A 15,452-nucleotide genomic window follows, 5' to 3' on the forward strand; every position below is an offset into this window, starting at 1 on the left:
CGCTTCAGCTGGAAGGGCGGGTCTCGGCAGGTGCTTCACTGGCCCATTCACCCCGGTGGTGCAGGCGGGTGTAAGCGCCGCCCCGTGCCAGCAATTCGGCGGGGCCGCCTTGTTCCACAATCTGGCCGTGCTCCATCACGATGACCCGGTCGGCATGCTCGATGGTGGACAGGCGGTGTGCCACGATCAAGGTGGTGCGGCCATGCATGAGTTTTTGCAGCGCGTCCTGCACCAGGCGCTCAGACTCGTTGTCCAGTGCCGAAGTGGCTTCATCCAGGATCAGGATCGGCGCGTCCTTGTACAAGGCGCGGGCAATCGCCAATCGCTGGCGCTGGCCGCCCGAGAGTTGGTTGGCGTTGTGGCCCAGCAGCGTGTCCATGCCTTGCGGCATTTGCGACACATGGCCCCACAGATTGGCTGCTTCCAGGCTGGCCTGAATGCGCTGCGGGTCGGCGTCGTGCCCCAGGCAGACATTGGCCGCCACGGTGTCGTTGAGCATGACCACATCCTGACTGACCATAGCGATCTGACGGCGCAAACTGTCCAGAGTCCACTCCTGGATGGGTACGCCATCGATGAGGACCACGCCAGCGCTGGGTTGCAAAAATCGGGGCAGCAACTGGATCAAGGTGGTTTTGCCTGCACCCGATGTGCCCACCAAGGCCACGGTTTCCCCTGGCTGGACCGTCAGATCAATGTCCGACAGGGCCGCTTGCCCTTCGGGCGTGAACTGCAAATGGACATGGCGCCACTCGATGCTCCCCCCGGCTCGGGCGCTGCTGTAGGCGCCTTGGGTTTCTTCCTTGGCCTCGTGCAACAGGGCCAGGCCTCTTTCAAGTGCCGCCAAACCGCGGGTGATGGGGCTGGAAATTTCTGCCAGGCGCTTGATGGGGGCGACCAGCATCAGCATGGCGGTGATGAAGGCCACAAAACCACCCACGGTGGTGCCTGATGCGCCGTTCTGGCTTTGGTAAAGCGCGATCACCAGCACCATGGACAAGGACAAAGCCGCCATGATTTGGGTCAGGGGCGTCATGGCGGCGGACGCCACCGTGGTTTTGAGCGCGAGTCGGCGCAGCACCTGGGCCAACTGGCCAAAGCGCGCCATCTGGTGCGCCTGCCCGCCTTGCAGCCGAACCACCCGGTGCGCCAGCACGTTTTCCTCGACCACATAGGCCAGGTTGTCGGTCGCGGTTTGGCTTTCCTTGGTCAGTTTGTAAAGGCGACGGGTGAGGGCCTTGATGATCCAGCTCAAGCCCGGGGCCACGGTAAAGACCACCAGCGTCAGCTTCCAGTTGAGCCACATCAGGTAGCTGAGCAAGGCGATCAGCGTGAAACCGTCACGCGCCAGGGCGATGACGGCCGACACCAACTGCGCTGCACCGTTTTGGACTTCGTAAACAATGGTGTTGGACAAGGCGCTGGCCGATTGTCTGGAAAACAAGGACAAATCGGCCTTCATCAGTTGGGCAAACAACTGCGACCGGAGTTTTTCCATGCCATCGTTGGTCAACCTGGACAGCGCGTACTGGGAAATGAAGTTGGCGACGCCGCGCACGGTGAACAGGCCAACCACTGCGGCAGGAATGGCCCAAAGCGGGAGTTTGTTCTCGGCAAACCCCTTGTCCAGCAGGGGTTGAAACAGGGCCGGGATCATCGGCTCGGTCAGGGCCGCCATCAAGGTGCCCGCAATCGCCACCGCCCAGATGCCCCTTTGACTGCCGAAGTAGGGGACCAGTCGTTGCAGCCGGGCCCAGATGCTGGCTGGGGGCGTGGAAGGGAGGGGTGGCTGGCTCATGCCTCGATTGTAAGGAGGGCGCCGCAGATCAGCGGCCGACAATCATCCCTGATGGGGCATAAAGCTGTTTCTACGGTGTACGATCAGGGCTTTCCTGTTTTGAACAATCACCCTGTCCCCATGAATCTTCTTTTTTTGCGCATGGGCTGTTTGCCCTGGCTGTTGAAGCTGTTGGTTCTGAGTGCTTTGGCTTTACCCGCATGGGCCCAGTTCAGGGTCGAAGTGGCGGGCGTGGGCATGACCCAGTTGCCCGTGGTGATGGTGCCTTTCAAGGGCGAAGCCACCGCGCCGCAAAAGTTGGCTGGCATTGTTCAAGCTGATCTCGAGCGCAGTGGCCAATTCAAGGGCCTGGCCGCAGGCACCGCCTTGATGGATGAGAACAGCCGCCCCGAATGGACCCCTTGGCGTCAGTTGTCGGCTGAAGCCTTGCTGGCCGGCTCGGTCACTCGCTTGGCCGACGGTCGATACGATGTGCGTGCCCGTTTGTGGGATGTGGTCAAAGGCCAGGACAAAGGCGACTTCAAGGACACCGTGAGCGCCGCAGAACTGCGCTTGTCTGCACACCGGATCGCCGATTGGGTTTACCTACAGCTCACTGGAACACCGGGTGCCTTCGCGTCGCGCATCAGTTATGTCACCAAGTCGGCTGGACGCTATTCCCTTTGGATTGCTGACTCTGATGGCGAAAACGCGGCCTCGGCGCTGATCAGTCCTGAGCCCATCATCTCCCCCTCTTGGTCACCCAGCGGCACCCACTTGGCCTATGTGTCTTTTGAGCAACGCAAACCGGTGGTGTACGTGCACGAACTGGCCACAGGGCAGCGCCGCGCTGTGGCCAACTTCAAGGGTTCCAACAGTGCGCCTGCGTGGAGTGCCGATGGCAAGGCTTTGGCGGCCACCCTGAGCCGCGATGGCGGCTCCCAGCTGTTCAGGATCGATCTGCAAGGCGGTGAGCCGCGGCGTCTGACCCAATCGGGCAGCATCAATACCGAGCCCGCTTTCTCACCCGATGGCAGTGCACTGTTTTTTGTCAGTGACCGGGGTGGCAGCCCCCAGATTTACCGCATGCCAGCCCAAGGGGGCCCGGCCGAGCGGGTGACGTTTTCCGGCACTTACAATATCTCTCCCGCCGTCAGCCCCGACGGCCGTTGGTTGGCTTACGTGTCACGCATGGGTGGGTCATTTCGCTTGCACCTGATGGAGCTGTCCTCGGGCCAAGTCACTGCTTTGACCGACACATCGGCCGATGAGCGCCCCAGTTTCGCCCCCAACAGCCGCATGCTGGTCTATGCCACGGTTTTTCAAGGCCGTGAATCCTTGATGACCACTTCGCTGGACGGCCGCGTGAAGGCGCGTTTGGCGGGCCAGGGCGGCGACATCCGGGAGCCCCATTGGGGCCCTGTGCGCAAATGATGTTTGAGCAGACATTTTTTTAATTGACGAGGTAATCATGAAGAAGACATTTCTGAGCAGTTTGTTGTTGGCCGCTCTGCTGGCCGGTTGTGCATCTGGTGTGAAATTGGACGATGTGCCGGTGGAGGACAAGTCGGCCACATCATCGGGCGTGTCGACACAAGGCATTGACAACAACCAGAGCGGCGCCCAAACGGGTGTGGCCGGCGTGGTGGTCGACAAATCAGGAACTGGCATCGGCCCTGCAGGTGTTGCGCACGTCGTGTTTTTTGATTACGACAGTTTTGTGGTGCGTGCCGAGGCCCGTCCCGTGATCGAAAACCATGCCCGCTTCCTGCAAGCCAATAAGCAACGCAAGGCCAATTTGGAAGGCCATACCGACGAGCGCGGTGGCCGTGAGTACAACTTGGCACTGGGCCAAAAACGTGCAGAAGCTGTCCGTCAGGCCTTGAGCCTGTTGGGTGTGTCTGAAAGCCAGTTGGAAGCGGTCAGCTATGGCAAAGAAAAACCTGCTGCGCCAGGTGCTTCCGAAGCCGATCTGGCCAAGAACCGTCGCGTTGAAATCCGGTACTGAGCACCATGACCATGCGCGCGATGTCTTCTTTGGCCATTTTCCGTTGCGTTTGGGTGTGTGCGGTGTCTGCTCTGCTGGGCACGGCGCATGCCAGTCTTTTTGAAGACGACGAGGCCCGCAGGGCCATTTTGGATTTGCGTCAGCGCGTCGAGCAGTCGAATGCGGCGATCAAAGAGTCGAATGCGGCCATCAAGGGTCTTGGCGATGAAAACGGCCAGTTGCGCCGTGCATTGCTCGATTTACAGGGTCAAATCGAAGGGCTCAAGGCTGAACTGTCTCGAGGCCGCGGGGCTCAAGAGCAATTGGCCCGCGATTTGTCTGAAGTTCAAATGCGTCAAAAAGATGTGGTCACCGGCATGGACGAGCGCTTGCGTCGGTTTGAGCCTGTGAAGGTCACACTCGACGGCCAAGACTTCCTGGCCGAGCCCTCCGAAAAACGCGACTACGAAGCGGCCATGGAGATCTTCCGCAAGGGTGAGTTTGCGGCAGCCCAGTCGGCTTTGGGTCAATTTGTCCAGCGTTACCGCAAAAGTGGTTACACCCCGTCTGCCATGTTCTGGCTGGGCAATGCCCAATATGCCGTCAAGGACTACAAGGAGTCGATGGCGAATTTTCAGCAAATGCTGAAAACCGCACCGACCCATCCGCGTGCTCCTGAGGCGATGCTGGCGATCTCCAATGTCCAGATCGAATTGAAGGATCTGAAAGGGGCTCGCAAAACCATGGACGAGTTGATCAAGGCGTACCCGGCTTCTGACACAGCGGCCACTGCCCGCGAGCGCCTGACGCGTTTGCGCTGACTGCCTGGGCATTGCGTTGATCACGCTTGAGCAGCTCCACCTCCTGAGCAATTCGGTCCTGGCTTTGACCTTCCTTGTGGCCGCTGTGGCGGGGGGCTTGTTTCACCGCAGCCATTTTTGCACCATGGGGGCCATCAGCGACTGGGTCATCATGGGGGACAGTGGCCGTGCCAAGCAGTGGGCCACGGCCATTGCCGTGGCCATTTTGGGGTTTGGTTTGATGTCTTGGGTGGGCTGGGTCAGCCCGCTCAACACCATTTATGCCAGCCCGCAGCTGCCTTGGCTGTCCCTGTTGCTGGGTGGCTTGCTTTTCGGTGTGGGCATGGTGCTGGGGTCTGGTTGCGCGAGCAAATCGCTGATCCGTTTGGGCGCGGGTAATCTCAAATCGCTGGTGGTCTTGATGGCCATGGGCATTTCGGCTTTGGCTACTTTGCGGGGTTTGACGGCTGTATGGCGGGTCCACACCCTGGATCCCGTGCAGGTGAGCACTGGGCCGGGTCCTTTTGTCGGGCAATGGCTGGCCCTTGCCACGGGCTGGTCACAAGCCCAGGCTTGGCTGATGAGTGCATGTGTGGTGTCCGGCCTCTTGCTGCTTTGGATTTTCAAGGATTCACAGTCTGTGTCGCAATCTGCACGCCTGTCCGGTGCGGGCGTCGGTGCTGTGGTGGTGGCACTTTGGTGGATCAGCGGGGTGATGGGGTTTGTGCCCGAGCACCCCGACACCCTGGAGGTCGTGTTCTTGACCACAGCCAGCGCGCGGATGGAGTCCATGAGTTTGACCGCGCCCGTGGCCTATTGGTGGGATGCCTTCATGTATTTCAGCGATGGCAGCAAACGCTTGACCTTGGGCATGGCCACGGCTTTGGGTTTGTTGATGGGCGCTTTTGTCAGTGCCCGCCTGCAAGGCACATTCCGCTGGGAAGGGTTCACGCAGACACCCGATCTGACGCGCCATTTGTTGGGGGGTGCCTTGATGGGCATCGGGGGCGTCATGGCCATGGGCTGCACCATCGGGCAGGGACTGTCGGGTTTGTCGACCTTGAGCCTGGGCAGTTTCATCGCTGTGCTGGGCATCGTGTTGGGCGCTGTGCTTACTTTGCAGTGGCAGTTGCGCCGTGCTGGGGCCGAGGCATGAGCCTTATGCCGCCGGAGCAAGACGAAGAGGCGCGTCGTTTCGGGGGCTTGCAACGCCTGTATGGCGTGGAGGGTGCTAAGAACATCCGCCGCGCGCATGTGGCCGTTGTGGGCATTGGTGGTGTGGGCTCCTGGGTGGCCGAGGCCTTGGCACGCAGTGGTGTGGCCCGGCTCAGCTTGATCGATATGGACCACATTGCCGAGTCCAACATCAATCGTCAGATCCATGCCTTGACCTGCACCACAGGCCAGGCCAAGGTGCAGGCCATGCGAGAGCGCATCGCATGGATCCATCCGGCATGCCAGGTCGACGCCATCGATGAATTCGTCGGGCCAGACAATTGGCCGTCTGTGTTGCCTGATCAACCTGACGCAGTGGTCGATGCGTGTGACCAGGTCAAAGCCAAAGTGGCCATGGCCCAATGGGCGTTGCAAACCCACCAGGGCTTCATCACGGTGGGTGCTGCTGGCGGCAAGCGCATGGCGCACAAAGTCGATGTGGATGATTTGTCGAAGATCACCCACGATCCCTTGCTGGCCCAAGTGCGCTACCGCTTGCGCAAACACCATGGTGCCGCCAAGGGAGAGCGTCGAATCGGCATTCAGGGGGTGTTCAGTCGTGAGGCCGTTGCGCCGCCGGATGCCTCGTGCGCCCTGGAAGGCGATGGATCTCTCAACTGCCACGGCTACGGCTCGGTGGTCAGTGTGACGGCCACCTTCGGCATGTGCGCGGCCTCGGAAATTTTGAATTTTTTGGCCGCTGGCTTGCGCCACGGCAAAAAATAACGCTATAATTTGAGTCTTGCTGCAGTGTGCAAACGCTCTCGCAAAGGGACCATAGCTCAGTTGGTAGAGCAGCGGACTTTTAATCCGTTTGTCGTGGGTTCGACCCCCGCTGGTCCCACCAAAAATAGCAAAAAAGCACTTTGTATCTCGGTACAAAGTGCTTTTTTTCTGCCTTAAAGTATATAACCAAAGAGTTTTATACTTTTTAGACCTGTACGAGATCGTCAATGCTGATTCAAAGCACACACCACGGTGATATTTGAAGCATCTCCAGCTGGTCAAAAGTCAATAGCAGTTCTTACTGGGAACAAACTGACCTGATGCCGATGATGTTTGCTCTCGACACACCATAAGTTCGAGCAACTTCGCTGACAGACTTACCCTGCGCCAGCAAGTCACGAATCTCTAGACGTTGTGCTTCGCTCGTTTTGCATGGACGTCCGAGTCGCTTGCCTTCTGCTTTCGCTCTAGCAAGTCCAGCATGTGTTCTTTCAACTAATAGATCACGTTCCATCGATGCCACAGCGGACAACATTGTCAAAAGTAGTTTGTCAGCTGGTGAAGTTAAATCAGTTTGACCCAGTTGATGAACGATGACTTTGATCTGTCTATCTGAGAGCATTCGAACAGTCTGAAGCACATCAATAGAGTCACGCCCTAGTCGATCTAGCTTGTTCACGACAATTGTTTCACCGTCACGAATCTTCTCAAGCAGCCGAGCGAACTCTGGTCTCTGTGATGCACATGTCTTGCCGCTGATGCCTGTGTCGCTGAACCAAAAATCTAGGTTGAACCCAGCTTGCTCTAGCTCTAGCTTCTGGTTTATAGTGTTTTGAACTGTGGTGCTGACTCGTCCGTACCCAAAAATTGCCATGATGACTCCGTGTTGCTGTTAGAAAACGGTGTCACCATAAAGGTCCTGTTGGAAATGGCAAACGCTAGGTTTTCAACAGTCTGTGAAGCATCTCTTTGCTAGTGTTGGAAATCGTTGATTTGTTAAAAGAATGCAAAATAAGTGACGTAGTTGATAGTTATACTTCTCCAACTTCTGGGGAAATAGTTGGTAAAGGTCGTGCACGTTTTTATGTGGCTCCGTTTGAGCGATGTATTTCAAAAGATGTATTTTTAATTACAAATGATCGAGTGATTATCTACAACGAAATGCATGGATTTTCCCATATCACTTACTACGGCAAGTCAGGATCAGTAGTAGAGGGTTGGATACGTAGCAATAGAATTAAATATGCCGGTGATATAATGCCGAAGTAGATAATAAAAGTTTTATAATTTTAAAATATAAAGCAAAGATCAATCAACCGGTATCGGGGAAAAAATGGAATATCAATCAATCGCAATAATTTGGGTGGGGCTTTCCCTTCTTGTAGCTGGTATCGCTTGGTTAAAAAATAGATCTGTTGCAACGTGGTTAATTTCTGCACTTATTTTTAGCCCGCTCATTACTTTTTTAATAATTATATTCATGTCCGGAGTCGAAAAATATGAGTATACCGGAGAGGCGACATTAAATAATGAGGCGTACAAAATATACTTAACCAAGCAATATCATATTGAAAAAATAGAAACAATTGGTAAGTTTCAATCTCAAGATAAGACCTTCGATAAAGTATATGATGCTTTAAGATATGCTCAAAGTATTGATAGAGGAATTGCTCTTGAGTACTTGGATGGAATGGATCCAATTATTTCCTCTGATGATGCTCAGTTGCAATCAGATAATATCATCACAGAAAAATCAATAATAGATAATACAAGTAAGGAAATTTTGGAAAATAAAAAATTAGAAGCAAAAATCCAAAGCACGGGCGTGGTTTCTAAAAGTTCTGGAGGTTCTGGCTTTTTAATTGGACTTATAGCCATTCTTTGTTTGGTCGGATTATTTTATTTTTCAGCCAAAAATGATGCTCCAACTACTAATACGTTAAATTCACTCGAATCAAGAGAAGATGTTTCTAAATATAAAATCGATGGTGAATTGGCTAAAGCTTTTAATCTTAACTCAAAGTACACAGATGTTCAACGAGAAAATCTTTTAAAGCAAATCAAAGGTCAACTGATTATTTGGGAAGTTGAAATCTATGAGATAGATAAAAAGAGTGATAAAACTTATAAAATTCAAACATCGGGTGGTTTAAATATTGGTACTAGTGATGTTGGCACATTTGTTGAATTGACTGCTAAAGACACGCTTCAATCGAATTTCATAGAAGGATTAAAAACCGGTCAAGTAATACGTATAAAAGGTATCTTGACTGGAGAATCTACTTTAAGATCGTTGATAATTAAACCTGCAATTCTCTGGTATCCAGATGACAAAAAAACTGATGTACAAAAATCAGAAGCACCTTCTTTTATTGATGGTTTAAAAAATAGGGGCGAAATTTTCTCTATCTCTTCAGATTTGAAAATACTAATTGAAAAGGAAGAATATGTTCACATTCCCGAAAAACAACCTGGTCCTTATCAATGTCATTTAACTTCAACGATTTATGCTATTAATGGCGAAAAAAAGATCTCGTACGAAGATGTATTTGGTTCAGCTGACCCTAAACTCATATTGGAATCAATTAAAACAGGTAATAAAATAGAATCTGATGAATCATCTGTATTGAAAAGTATCGAAAATATTGATTTCAAGATTTTAAGTCAATTCGAATTTATACTAATTGACTCTGATAACGTAGTGGACACGTGCAATTTTCAGCATGGTCCTTTTAAAACTGACAGTATAAGACCATTCTTTACGGAGTTAATGAAGAGAAATTTGCAATAAATTTATAATTAATTTTTTAATAACTTGTCGTCAGTCCAAGAGTGAGTTGTGACTTTTATACAGAGTTATATACTTTTCGTCAACCATCTCTTGGAAGCCGCATGGATAATAGCTTTGAAGAAGTGTATACTCTCGGAAAGTGTACTTTTAATCCGTTTGTCGTGGGTTCGACCCCCGCTGGTCCCACCAAAAATAGCAAAAAAGCACTTTGTATCTCGGTACAAAGTGCTTTTTTCATGGGCGTGCGCTGTGTGCCCCGACCCCCAAGAAAGAGCCCGCTGATGACCATCGAATCGAATCGCCCAGATGACTTGAACAAGATGGTGCTGTGCGAGCCCTGCTCGGGTATTCAGCGCCATTGGCGTCGTGCGCCTGGCCATGCCGAATTGGTGCAAGGCGCCAACCGCAAGGAGCCACGCGCGTCGGGTCAGGTCACCATCACCCGCTATCGGTGCGACCGTTGCGGCACGGCCTGGGAATACGAGAATAACAAAGCTGACCAACACGCAGGGTGGTCGGTGATCGGCGGCTGAAGCGATCGAGCGACCGCTGCTGTGCGGTCTTCAAGCTCAGGTCTTAACGGCCCCAAGCGGGCTCAGGCCGAGACTTCCAGCAACTGCGTCAATTCCAACCAACGCTCCTCCAGTTTGGCCACCTCGTCGGCCAGTGTTTTGAGGCGTCGTCCGGCATCGGCCATCTCGGCGGGTGACACGGTTGTGGTCAACAGCTGTTCCAGCTGGTTCTTTTCAGCTTCGATGCTGACCATGCGCTGTTCGTTTTGCTCCAACTCCCGCTTGAGCGGGCGGGTTTGCGCCGCCAGTTGCTGGCGTTTTTGGGCGTCGAGTTTGCGCTGTTCTGCGCTGCTCAGGCCAGTCTCAGCAGCTGCCGTGGGCGCCCCCGCAGGTGCTGCGCTTGCCGCACTGGCCGAAGCTGCCGCATCCTGGACGGGTTCAGTCGGCGTGGCCAGTCCGTCACGCGCAGCATTTTTGGCCGCTTCGCGCAGGCGCTTGGACTCTTCCAGCAGGTACTTCTGGTAGTCGTCCAAGTCGCCATCAAAGGGTTCCACCTTCCCCCTGCCCACCATCCAGAATTCGTCGCACACGGCACGCAGCAAAGCGCGGTCGTGGCTGACCAGCATGACCGTGCCTTCAAATTCATTGAGCGCCATCGACAGCGCCTCACGTGTGGCCAGGTCCAGGTGGTTGGTGGGCTCGTCCAGCAGCAACAGGTTGGGGCGTTGCCACACGATCATGGCCAGCACCAGACGGGCTTTTTCGCCACCGCTCATGGAGCCCACGGCTTGTTTGACCATGTCGCCTGAGAAGTTGAAGGTGCCCAGGTAATTGCGCAGATCTTGTTCGCGACTGGGCTCGCCACTGTTGGGGCCCAGCTCTTTGGCCAGGCGAATCATGTGCTCCAGCGGGTTGTCATTCGGGTGCAGCACATCGAGTTCTTGCTGCGCGAAATAGCCAATGTTCAGACCCTTGCCCTCGGTCAGGGTGCCCGACAACTGAGGCATGGTGCGGGCGATGGTCTTGACCAGGGTCGATTTACCCTGACCGTTCGCACCCAAAATGCCGATGCGCTGACCGGCCAGCACCGATTTGCTGACACCTTGCACAATGGTTTTGGCTTCTCCATCGACCATGTAACCAAAGCTCGCCTCGCTGATGGCCAGCATGGGGTTGGGCAGGTTGTTGGGCTCCTTGAAGCCGAAGGTGAACTCGGCATCGGCCAGCAGCGGCGCCACTTTTTCCATGCGTTCCAGGGCCTTGACCCGGCTTTGCGCCTGTTTGGCCTTGCTGGCCTGCGCTTTGAAGCGGTTGATGAACTTTTGCAGGTGGGCGATCTTGTCTTGCTGCTTGGCAAACGAGGCTTGTTGCAGCTCCATTTGCTGGGCGCGCAAAATTTCAAAGCCGCTGTAGTTGCTGCCGTATCGGGTCAGTTTGGCGTGGTCGATGTGCAGCGTGACGTTCGTCACCGCATCGAGAAATTCGCGGTCGTGGCTGATCACGATCATGGTGCCCGCATAGCGCTGCAACCAGGCTTCCAGCCAGACCAAGGCGTCCAAGTCCAAGTGGTTGGTAGGTTCGTCGAGCAGCAGGATGTCCGATGGGCACATCAGCGCCCGGGCCAGCTGCAAGCGCATGCGCCAGCCGCCTGAGAAGCTGTTGACCGGGTTGTTGAGCTCATCGACCCGAAAGCCCAGGCCCAAGATCAAGGCTTCAGCGCGGGGCAGCGCGTCGTGGTCGCCCGCGTCGGCCAGGTCGGTGTAAACATGGGCCATTTCCATGCCGTCACCACTGGCTTCTGCGGCCACCAAGCGCTGGCGCAGTTCGGCCAATCGCGTGTCGCCTTCGAGGACGAAGTCGGCTGCTGGCTGGTCGGTTTCGGGCATGTTCTGCGCGACCTGGCCCATGCGCCAGTTGCGCGGCATGTCAAAGTCGCCGCCGTCTTCTTGCAGGGTTCCGTTGAACAGCGCAAACAGCGTGGACTTGCCCGCGCCATTGCGGCCGACCAGACCGACCTTTTCGCCGGGGTTCAGGGTGACCGAAGCTTGGTCCAGCAGCACCTTGGTGCCTCGGCGGAGGGTGACGTTTTTGAGGTTGATCATGAAAAAGCAGTGTCCGGAAGAGCTCCGGGGGTAAATGGTTTGTCATTCCCGCGAAGGCGGGAATCCAGGGTGTTCGGTCAGGGTAGGCATGAATCCCCGCCTGGGCGGGGATGACATTTGGGTGTCAGCGGGGATTCTCAGTATTGGGGCATAGATTCTCGGCGATGGCGCAAGGTTTTCAGCTTTGGAGCAGGGCTTCCCGGGTGATCAGCAGCACTTGGTCGTCGCCCGCACTGGTGTCCAGCCAGGCGACTTCGAGCCCAGGAAAGGCCGCGGTGAAGTGAGCCACCTCGTTGCCAATCTCCAGCACCAGCACCGCGTGCTCGCTCATCCGCGCTGGCGCATCCTTGAACAATTGCCGCACAAAGTCCATGCCGTCTGTGCCACCCGCCAAAGCCAGTTCGGGCTCGGCCCTGTATTCAGCGGGCAGCGCGTCCATGCTGGCCTGGCACACATAAGGCGGGTTGCACAAGATCAGGTCAAACGGACCGGGTAGGGCAGACAGGCCGTCGCTGTGCACCAGCGTCACGCGCTCTTGCAGATCGTGTCGCGCCACGTTGATCGAGGCCACGGCCAGCGCATCGTCTGAAATATCGGCCCCCGTCACCTGCACCTCGGGCCAGGCCAGCGCCGCCAGCACGGCCAGGCTGCCGTTGCCGGTACACAGGTCCAGCACTTGCCGCGTCTGGTCGCCCAGCCAGGCATCGATGGTGCCGTCGGCCAGGACCTCGGCGATCAGGCTGCGGGGCACGATGGCCCGCTCGTCGATATAAAAGGACACGCCTTGCAACCAAGTCTCACGCGTCAGGTAGGCGGCGGGTTTGCGGCCAGCGATGCGCTCCTCGATCAGCGCATTGCAGGCTGCTTGCTGCTCGGGCGACACGGCCTGATGGGCCACCTCGTCCAGATCGGTGTCGAGCGGCATGCCCAGGCGCCAAAGCACGAGCCAGACGGCTTCGTCGAAAGCGCTTTGGGTGCCGTGGCCAAAGGCCAAGCCCGCTTTCGCGAGCCGCTGTGACGATGCCTCGATCAAACCCGAAAGGGTCAAGGCGCTCATGCGGACAAGCCCGCGTTGAGTTGTTCCAGCGTGCGGCGGTAGATGGCCTTGAGGGGCGCGATGTCACTCAGCACCACATGCTCATTGACCTTGTGAATCGTCGCGTTGGGTGGGCCAAATTCGATCACTTGTGGGCAAATCTGCGCAATGAAGCGGCCGTCGCTGGTGCCGCCTGTGGTGGACAGCTCTGTGTTGAGGCCGGTTTCGTCGGTGATCGCTTTTTGTATGGCGGCGACCAAAGTGCCCGGTGTGGTCAAAAAGGGCAGGCCGCCGATGGTCCAGTTCAGCTCGTACTTCAGACCTTGGCGGTCGAGCACGTTGCTCAAGCGCTGCTGCAGGCTCTCGGGGGTGGATTCGGTGCAAAAGCGGAAGTTGAAATCCACCACGCAGTCGCCGGGGATCACATTGCTTGCGCCGGTGCCTGCGTGGATGTTGCTGACTTGCCAGCTGGTGGGCGGGAAAAAGGCATTGCCTTCGTCCCAGCGGACAGCGACCAGCTCGGCCAGTGCCGGTGCCAAGCGGTGAATCGGGTTGTCGGCCAGGTGCGGGTAGGCGATGTGGCCTTGTACACCCTTGACCGTCAGTTTGCCGCTCATCGTCCCGCGCCGGCCGTTCTTGATCATGTCGCCCGTCTGCTGCACCGAGGTGGGTTCGCCGACGATGCAAAACTGAGGCGAATCACCACGGGCTTGGAGCGCTTTGCACACCACCACCGTGCCGTCGATCGCCGGGCCTTCTTCGTCGCTGGTCAGCAAAAAAGCAATCCCCAATGCCGGGTTGGGGTGGGTGACCAGAAATTCCTGCACCGCGACCACCATGGCCGCCAGCGATGTTTTCATGTCGCTCGCGCCCCGGCCGAACAACTTGCCATCTTTGTGCGTGGGGGTGAAGGGGTCACTGTCCCATTGCGTGAGGGGGCCCGTGGGCACCACATCGGTGTGTCCGGCAAAGGCCAGCGTCTGGCCCGATGTGCCTGCGCGCTTGGCCCAGAGGTTGCGCACACGGAAGGTGTCAGGGCCAGAGTCCATGTATTCGCAGACAAAGCCCAGCGGCTTCAAGGCGTCTGCAATCAGGTCCATGCAGCCCGCATCGTCGGGTGTGACGGACGGGCGCGAGATCAATTGCTCGGCCAAGCGAAGGGTGTCGTGGCAGGTGGTGGCATTCATGGCTCAGGCCTTTTGGGAGTGCGCCCGCACAAAACGGGCGATGCGCTCGGCCGCATCCAGGCACTCGGCGGTTTCGGCCACAAGGGCCATGCGGATGCGGCCACGCCCGGGATTGCTGCCGTTGACGTCCCGCGCCAGATAGCTGCCAGGCAGCACGGTGACGTGTTCTGCTTTGTAGAGGGCTTGGGCAAACGCAGCGTCGTCGCCTTGCCACCCTGCCGGCACCCCCGCCCACAGGTAGAAGCTGGCATCGGGCAATTTCACGTCCAGCACTTCAGCCAGCACGGGCGTGACCTGGGCGAATTTGGTGCGGTACTGGTTGCGGTTGTCCACCACATGGGCCTCGTCGCCCCAAGCGGCCACGCTGGCGGCTTGCACCACCGGGCTCATGGCGCTGCCGTGGTAGGTGCGGTAGAGCAAAAACTGTTGAATGATGGCGGCATCACCGGCCACAAAGCCGCTGCGCAGGCCAGGCACGTTGCTGCGTTTGGAAAGACTTGTGAAGGCGATCAGGCGCTTGAAGTCGGTGCGGCCCAACTGGTGGGCGGCTTCCAGCCCCCCCAAAGGCGCTTCTTCGCGGAAATAAATCTCGCTGTAGCACTCGTCAGACGCGATCACGAAACCGTGCTGGTCGGACAGGGCAAACAGCTTTTCCCACTCGGACAGGGGCATGACTGCGCCGGTGGGGTTGCCGGGCGAGCAGACAAACAGCAGTTGGGTGCGTGCCCAGACCTCGGCGGGCACGCTGTCCCAGTCGTTGGCAAAGTTGCGGGCCGGGTCGCTGGGCACGTAGTAAGGCGTGGCCCCCGACAGCAAGGCCGCACCTTCGTAGATTTGGTAGAAAGGGTTGGGGCTGACCACCGTGGCGCCGGAGCGGGTCGGGTCGACCACGGTTTGCGTGAGGGCAAACAGGGCTTCGCGCGAACCGTTGACCGGCAGCACTTGCGTGGAGGGGTTCAGCGTCAGCCGGTAGCGGGTTTGCAGCCAAGCCGCGCAGGCCTTGCGCAGGGCCGGCTCACCGGCCGTGGCCGGGTAGGCCGAGAGGCCGGTGGCCACAGCGTTCTTGAGCGCTTCTTGGATGAAGGCGGGCGTGGCGTGTTTGGGCTCGCCAATCCCCAAGCTGATGGGTTGGAGGGACGGGTTCGGGGTGACGCTGGCGAACAGCTGTTTGAGCCGTTCAAAAGGATAGGGTTGAAGCTTGGCGAGAAGGGGATTCATTCCCCGATTATCCGGGATGAAGGGGGGCTGTTGGGCGCTGGGGTGGTCAGCGGGTTTTTCACCATGCCTGTCGGGTAATATTGACGCTTTACACGGTGTCG

Annotated in this window: 14 protein-coding genes and 1 tRNA gene; 9 read left to right on the forward strand and 6 right to left on the reverse strand. The window is 56.7% G+C overall.

Annotated elements, in window-relative coordinates; translation table 11 throughout:
- Positions 1 to 4 precede the first annotated feature (4 nt).
- Positions 5 to 1,798: a lipid A export permease/ATP-binding protein MsbA gene (gene msbA / locus LHAB_RS10910; protein WP_090046244.1), complete on the reverse strand. Its 1,794-nt coding sequence runs from the start codon at positions 1,796 to 1,798 to the stop codon at positions 5 to 7.
- A 141-nt stretch (positions 1,799 to 1,939) separates the two neighbouring features.
- Between msbA and tolB the strand changes: the two genes are divergently transcribed.
- From tolB to LHAB_RS10940, 6 genes are all read left to right on the forward strand, one after another.
- Entirely contained in the window at positions 1,940 to 3,211 is a 1,272-nt protein-coding gene (gene tolB, locus LHAB_RS10915) for a Tol-Pal system beta propeller repeat protein TolB (RefSeq protein ID WP_228763466.1), read from the forward strand.
- 37 nt (positions 3,212 to 3,248) lie between these two features.
- Positions 3,249 to 3,785, forward strand: coding sequence for a peptidoglycan-associated lipoprotein Pal (gene pal, locus LHAB_RS10920; RefSeq protein ID WP_090046249.1), 537 nt, complete (start codon positions 3,249 to 3,251; stop codon positions 3,783 to 3,785).
- A gap of 5 nt (positions 3,786 to 3,790) precedes the next feature.
- Positions 3,791 to 4,585, forward strand: coding sequence for a tol-pal system protein YbgF (ybgF, locus tag LHAB_RS10925; RefSeq protein WP_090046251.1), 795 nt, complete (start codon positions 3,791 to 3,793; stop codon positions 4,583 to 4,585).
- A gap of 64 nt (positions 4,586 to 4,649) precedes the next feature.
- Positions 4,650 to 5,720: a YeeE/YedE family protein gene (locus LHAB_RS10930; RefSeq protein ID WP_228763413.1), complete on the forward strand. Its 1,071-nt coding sequence runs from the start codon at positions 4,650 to 4,652 to the stop codon at positions 5,718 to 5,720.
- Complete coding sequence (locus LHAB_RS10935) at positions 5,717 to 6,505, forward strand: tRNA threonylcarbamoyladenosine dehydratase (protein ID WP_090046253.1); 789 nt, start codon at positions 5,717 to 5,719, stop codon at positions 6,503 to 6,505. Before LHAB_RS10930 ends, LHAB_RS10935 begins: the two co-directional genes overlap by 4 nt.
- A 45-nt stretch (positions 6,506 to 6,550) precedes the next feature.
- Positions 6,551 to 6,626 (forward strand) — tRNA-Lys (locus LHAB_RS10940).
- Between the two features lie 177 nt (positions 6,627 to 6,803).
- Here LHAB_RS10940 and LHAB_RS10945 read toward each other — a convergent pair.
- Entirely contained in the window at positions 6,804 to 7,379 is a 576-nt protein-coding gene (locus LHAB_RS10945) for a recombinase family protein (RefSeq protein WP_090046257.1), read from the reverse strand.
- Between the two features lie 104 nt (positions 7,380 to 7,483).
- On the opposite strand from LHAB_RS10945, the gene LHAB_RS14685 reads away from it, so the two are divergent.
- From LHAB_RS14685 to LHAB_RS10950, 3 genes are all read left to right on the forward strand, one after another.
- Positions 7,484 to 7,774 (forward strand): hypothetical protein, encoded by a 291-nt coding sequence (locus LHAB_RS14685; protein ID WP_194943162.1) that lies wholly within the window; start codon positions 7,484 to 7,486, stop codon positions 7,772 to 7,774.
- Positions 7,775 to 7,838: 64 nt separating this feature from the next.
- Positions 7,839 to 9,296, forward strand: coding sequence for a hypothetical protein (locus LHAB_RS14690; protein ID WP_194943163.1), 1,458 nt, complete (start codon positions 7,839 to 7,841; stop codon positions 9,294 to 9,296).
- 281 nt (positions 9,297 to 9,577) lie between these two features.
- Positions 9,578 to 9,829 (forward strand): hypothetical protein, encoded by a 252-nt coding sequence (locus LHAB_RS10950; protein WP_090047911.1) that lies wholly within the window; start codon positions 9,578 to 9,580, stop codon positions 9,827 to 9,829.
- A gap of 62 nt (positions 9,830 to 9,891) precedes the next feature.
- On the opposite strand, the gene LHAB_RS10955 is transcribed toward LHAB_RS10950, so the two are convergent.
- The 4 genes from LHAB_RS10955 to dapC all read right to left on the reverse strand — a co-directional run bounded on the left by LHAB_RS10955 (position 9,892) and on the right by dapC (position 15,351).
- Positions 9,892 to 11,910, reverse strand: coding sequence for an ABC-F family ATP-binding cassette domain-containing protein (locus LHAB_RS10955; protein WP_090046259.1), 2,019 nt, complete (start codon positions 11,908 to 11,910; stop codon positions 9,892 to 9,894).
- A gap of 178 nt (positions 11,911 to 12,088) precedes the next feature.
- The gene (prmB, locus tag LHAB_RS10960; protein WP_090046261.1) at positions 12,089 to 12,967 is read right to left on the reverse strand and encodes a 50S ribosomal protein L3 N(5)-glutamine methyltransferase; all 879 of its coding nucleotides are present in this window, start codon (positions 12,965 to 12,967) and stop codon (positions 12,089 to 12,091) included.
- Positions 12,964 to 14,133, reverse strand: a complete 1,170-nt coding sequence (dapE, locus tag LHAB_RS10965; RefSeq protein WP_090046265.1) for a succinyl-diaminopimelate desuccinylase — start codon at positions 14,131 to 14,133, stop codon at positions 12,964 to 12,966. Before dapE ends, prmB begins: the two co-directional genes overlap by 4 nt.
- Positions 14,134 to 14,136: 3 nt before the next feature.
- Entirely contained in the window at positions 14,137 to 15,351 is a 1,215-nt protein-coding gene (gene dapC / locus LHAB_RS10970; RefSeq protein ID WP_090046268.1) for a succinyldiaminopimelate transaminase, read from the reverse strand.
- Between the last annotated feature and the right edge of the window lie 101 nt (positions 15,352 to 15,452).

This window comes from Limnohabitans sp. 2KL-27 (genome assembly GCF_001269345.1).
Taxonomy (GTDB): Bacteria; Pseudomonadota; Gammaproteobacteria; order Burkholderiales; family Burkholderiaceae_C; genus Limnohabitans_A.

What these genes read in the sequence shown, in the direction of transcription:
- LHAB_RS10950 (WP_090047911.1), top strand. Translation starts at nt 9,578, where the DNA reads ATGACCATCGAATCGAATCGCCCAGATGACTTGAACAAGATGGTGCTG.
- LHAB_RS14690 (WP_194943163.1), top strand. Translation starts at nt 7,839, where the DNA reads ATGGAATATCAATCAATCGCAATAATTTGGGTGGGGCTTTCCCTTCTT.
- LHAB_RS10935 (WP_090046253.1), top strand. Translation starts at nt 5,717, where the DNA reads ATGAGCCTTATGCCGCCGGAGCAAGACGAAGAGGCGCGTCGTTTCGGG.
- pal (WP_090046249.1), top strand. Translation starts at nt 3,249, where the DNA reads ATGAAGAAGACATTTCTGAGCAGTTTGTTGTTGGCCGCTCTGCTGGCC.
- ybgF (WP_090046251.1), top strand. Translation starts at nt 3,791, where the DNA reads ATGACCATGCGCGCGATGTCTTCTTTGGCCATTTTCCGTTGCGTTTGG.
- tolB (WP_228763466.1), top strand. Translation starts at nt 1,940, where the DNA reads ATGGGCTGTTTGCCCTGGCTGTTGAAGCTGTTGGTTCTGAGTGCTTTG.
- msbA (WP_090046244.1), bottom strand. Translation starts at nt 1,798, where the DNA reads ATGAGCCAGCCACCCCTCCCTTCCACGCCCCCAGCCAGCATCTGGGCC.
- LHAB_RS10955 (WP_090046259.1), bottom strand. Translation starts at nt 11,910, where the DNA reads ATGATCAACCTCAAAAACGTCACCCTCCGCCGAGGCACCAAGGTGCTG.
- prmB (WP_090046261.1), bottom strand. Translation starts at nt 12,967, where the DNA reads ATGAGCGCCTTGACCCTTTCGGGTTTGATCGAGGCATCGTCACAGCGG.
- dapE (WP_090046265.1), bottom strand. Translation starts at nt 14,133, where the DNA reads ATGAATGCCACCACCTGCCACGACACCCTTCGCTTGGCCGAGCAATTG.
- dapC (WP_090046268.1), bottom strand. Translation starts at nt 15,351, where the DNA reads ATGAATCCCCTTCTCGCCAAGCTTCAACCCTATCCTTTTGAACGGCTC.
- LHAB_RS10945 (WP_090046257.1), bottom strand. Translation starts at nt 7,379, where the DNA reads ATGGCAATTTTTGGGTACGGACGAGTCAGCACCACAGTTCAAAACACT.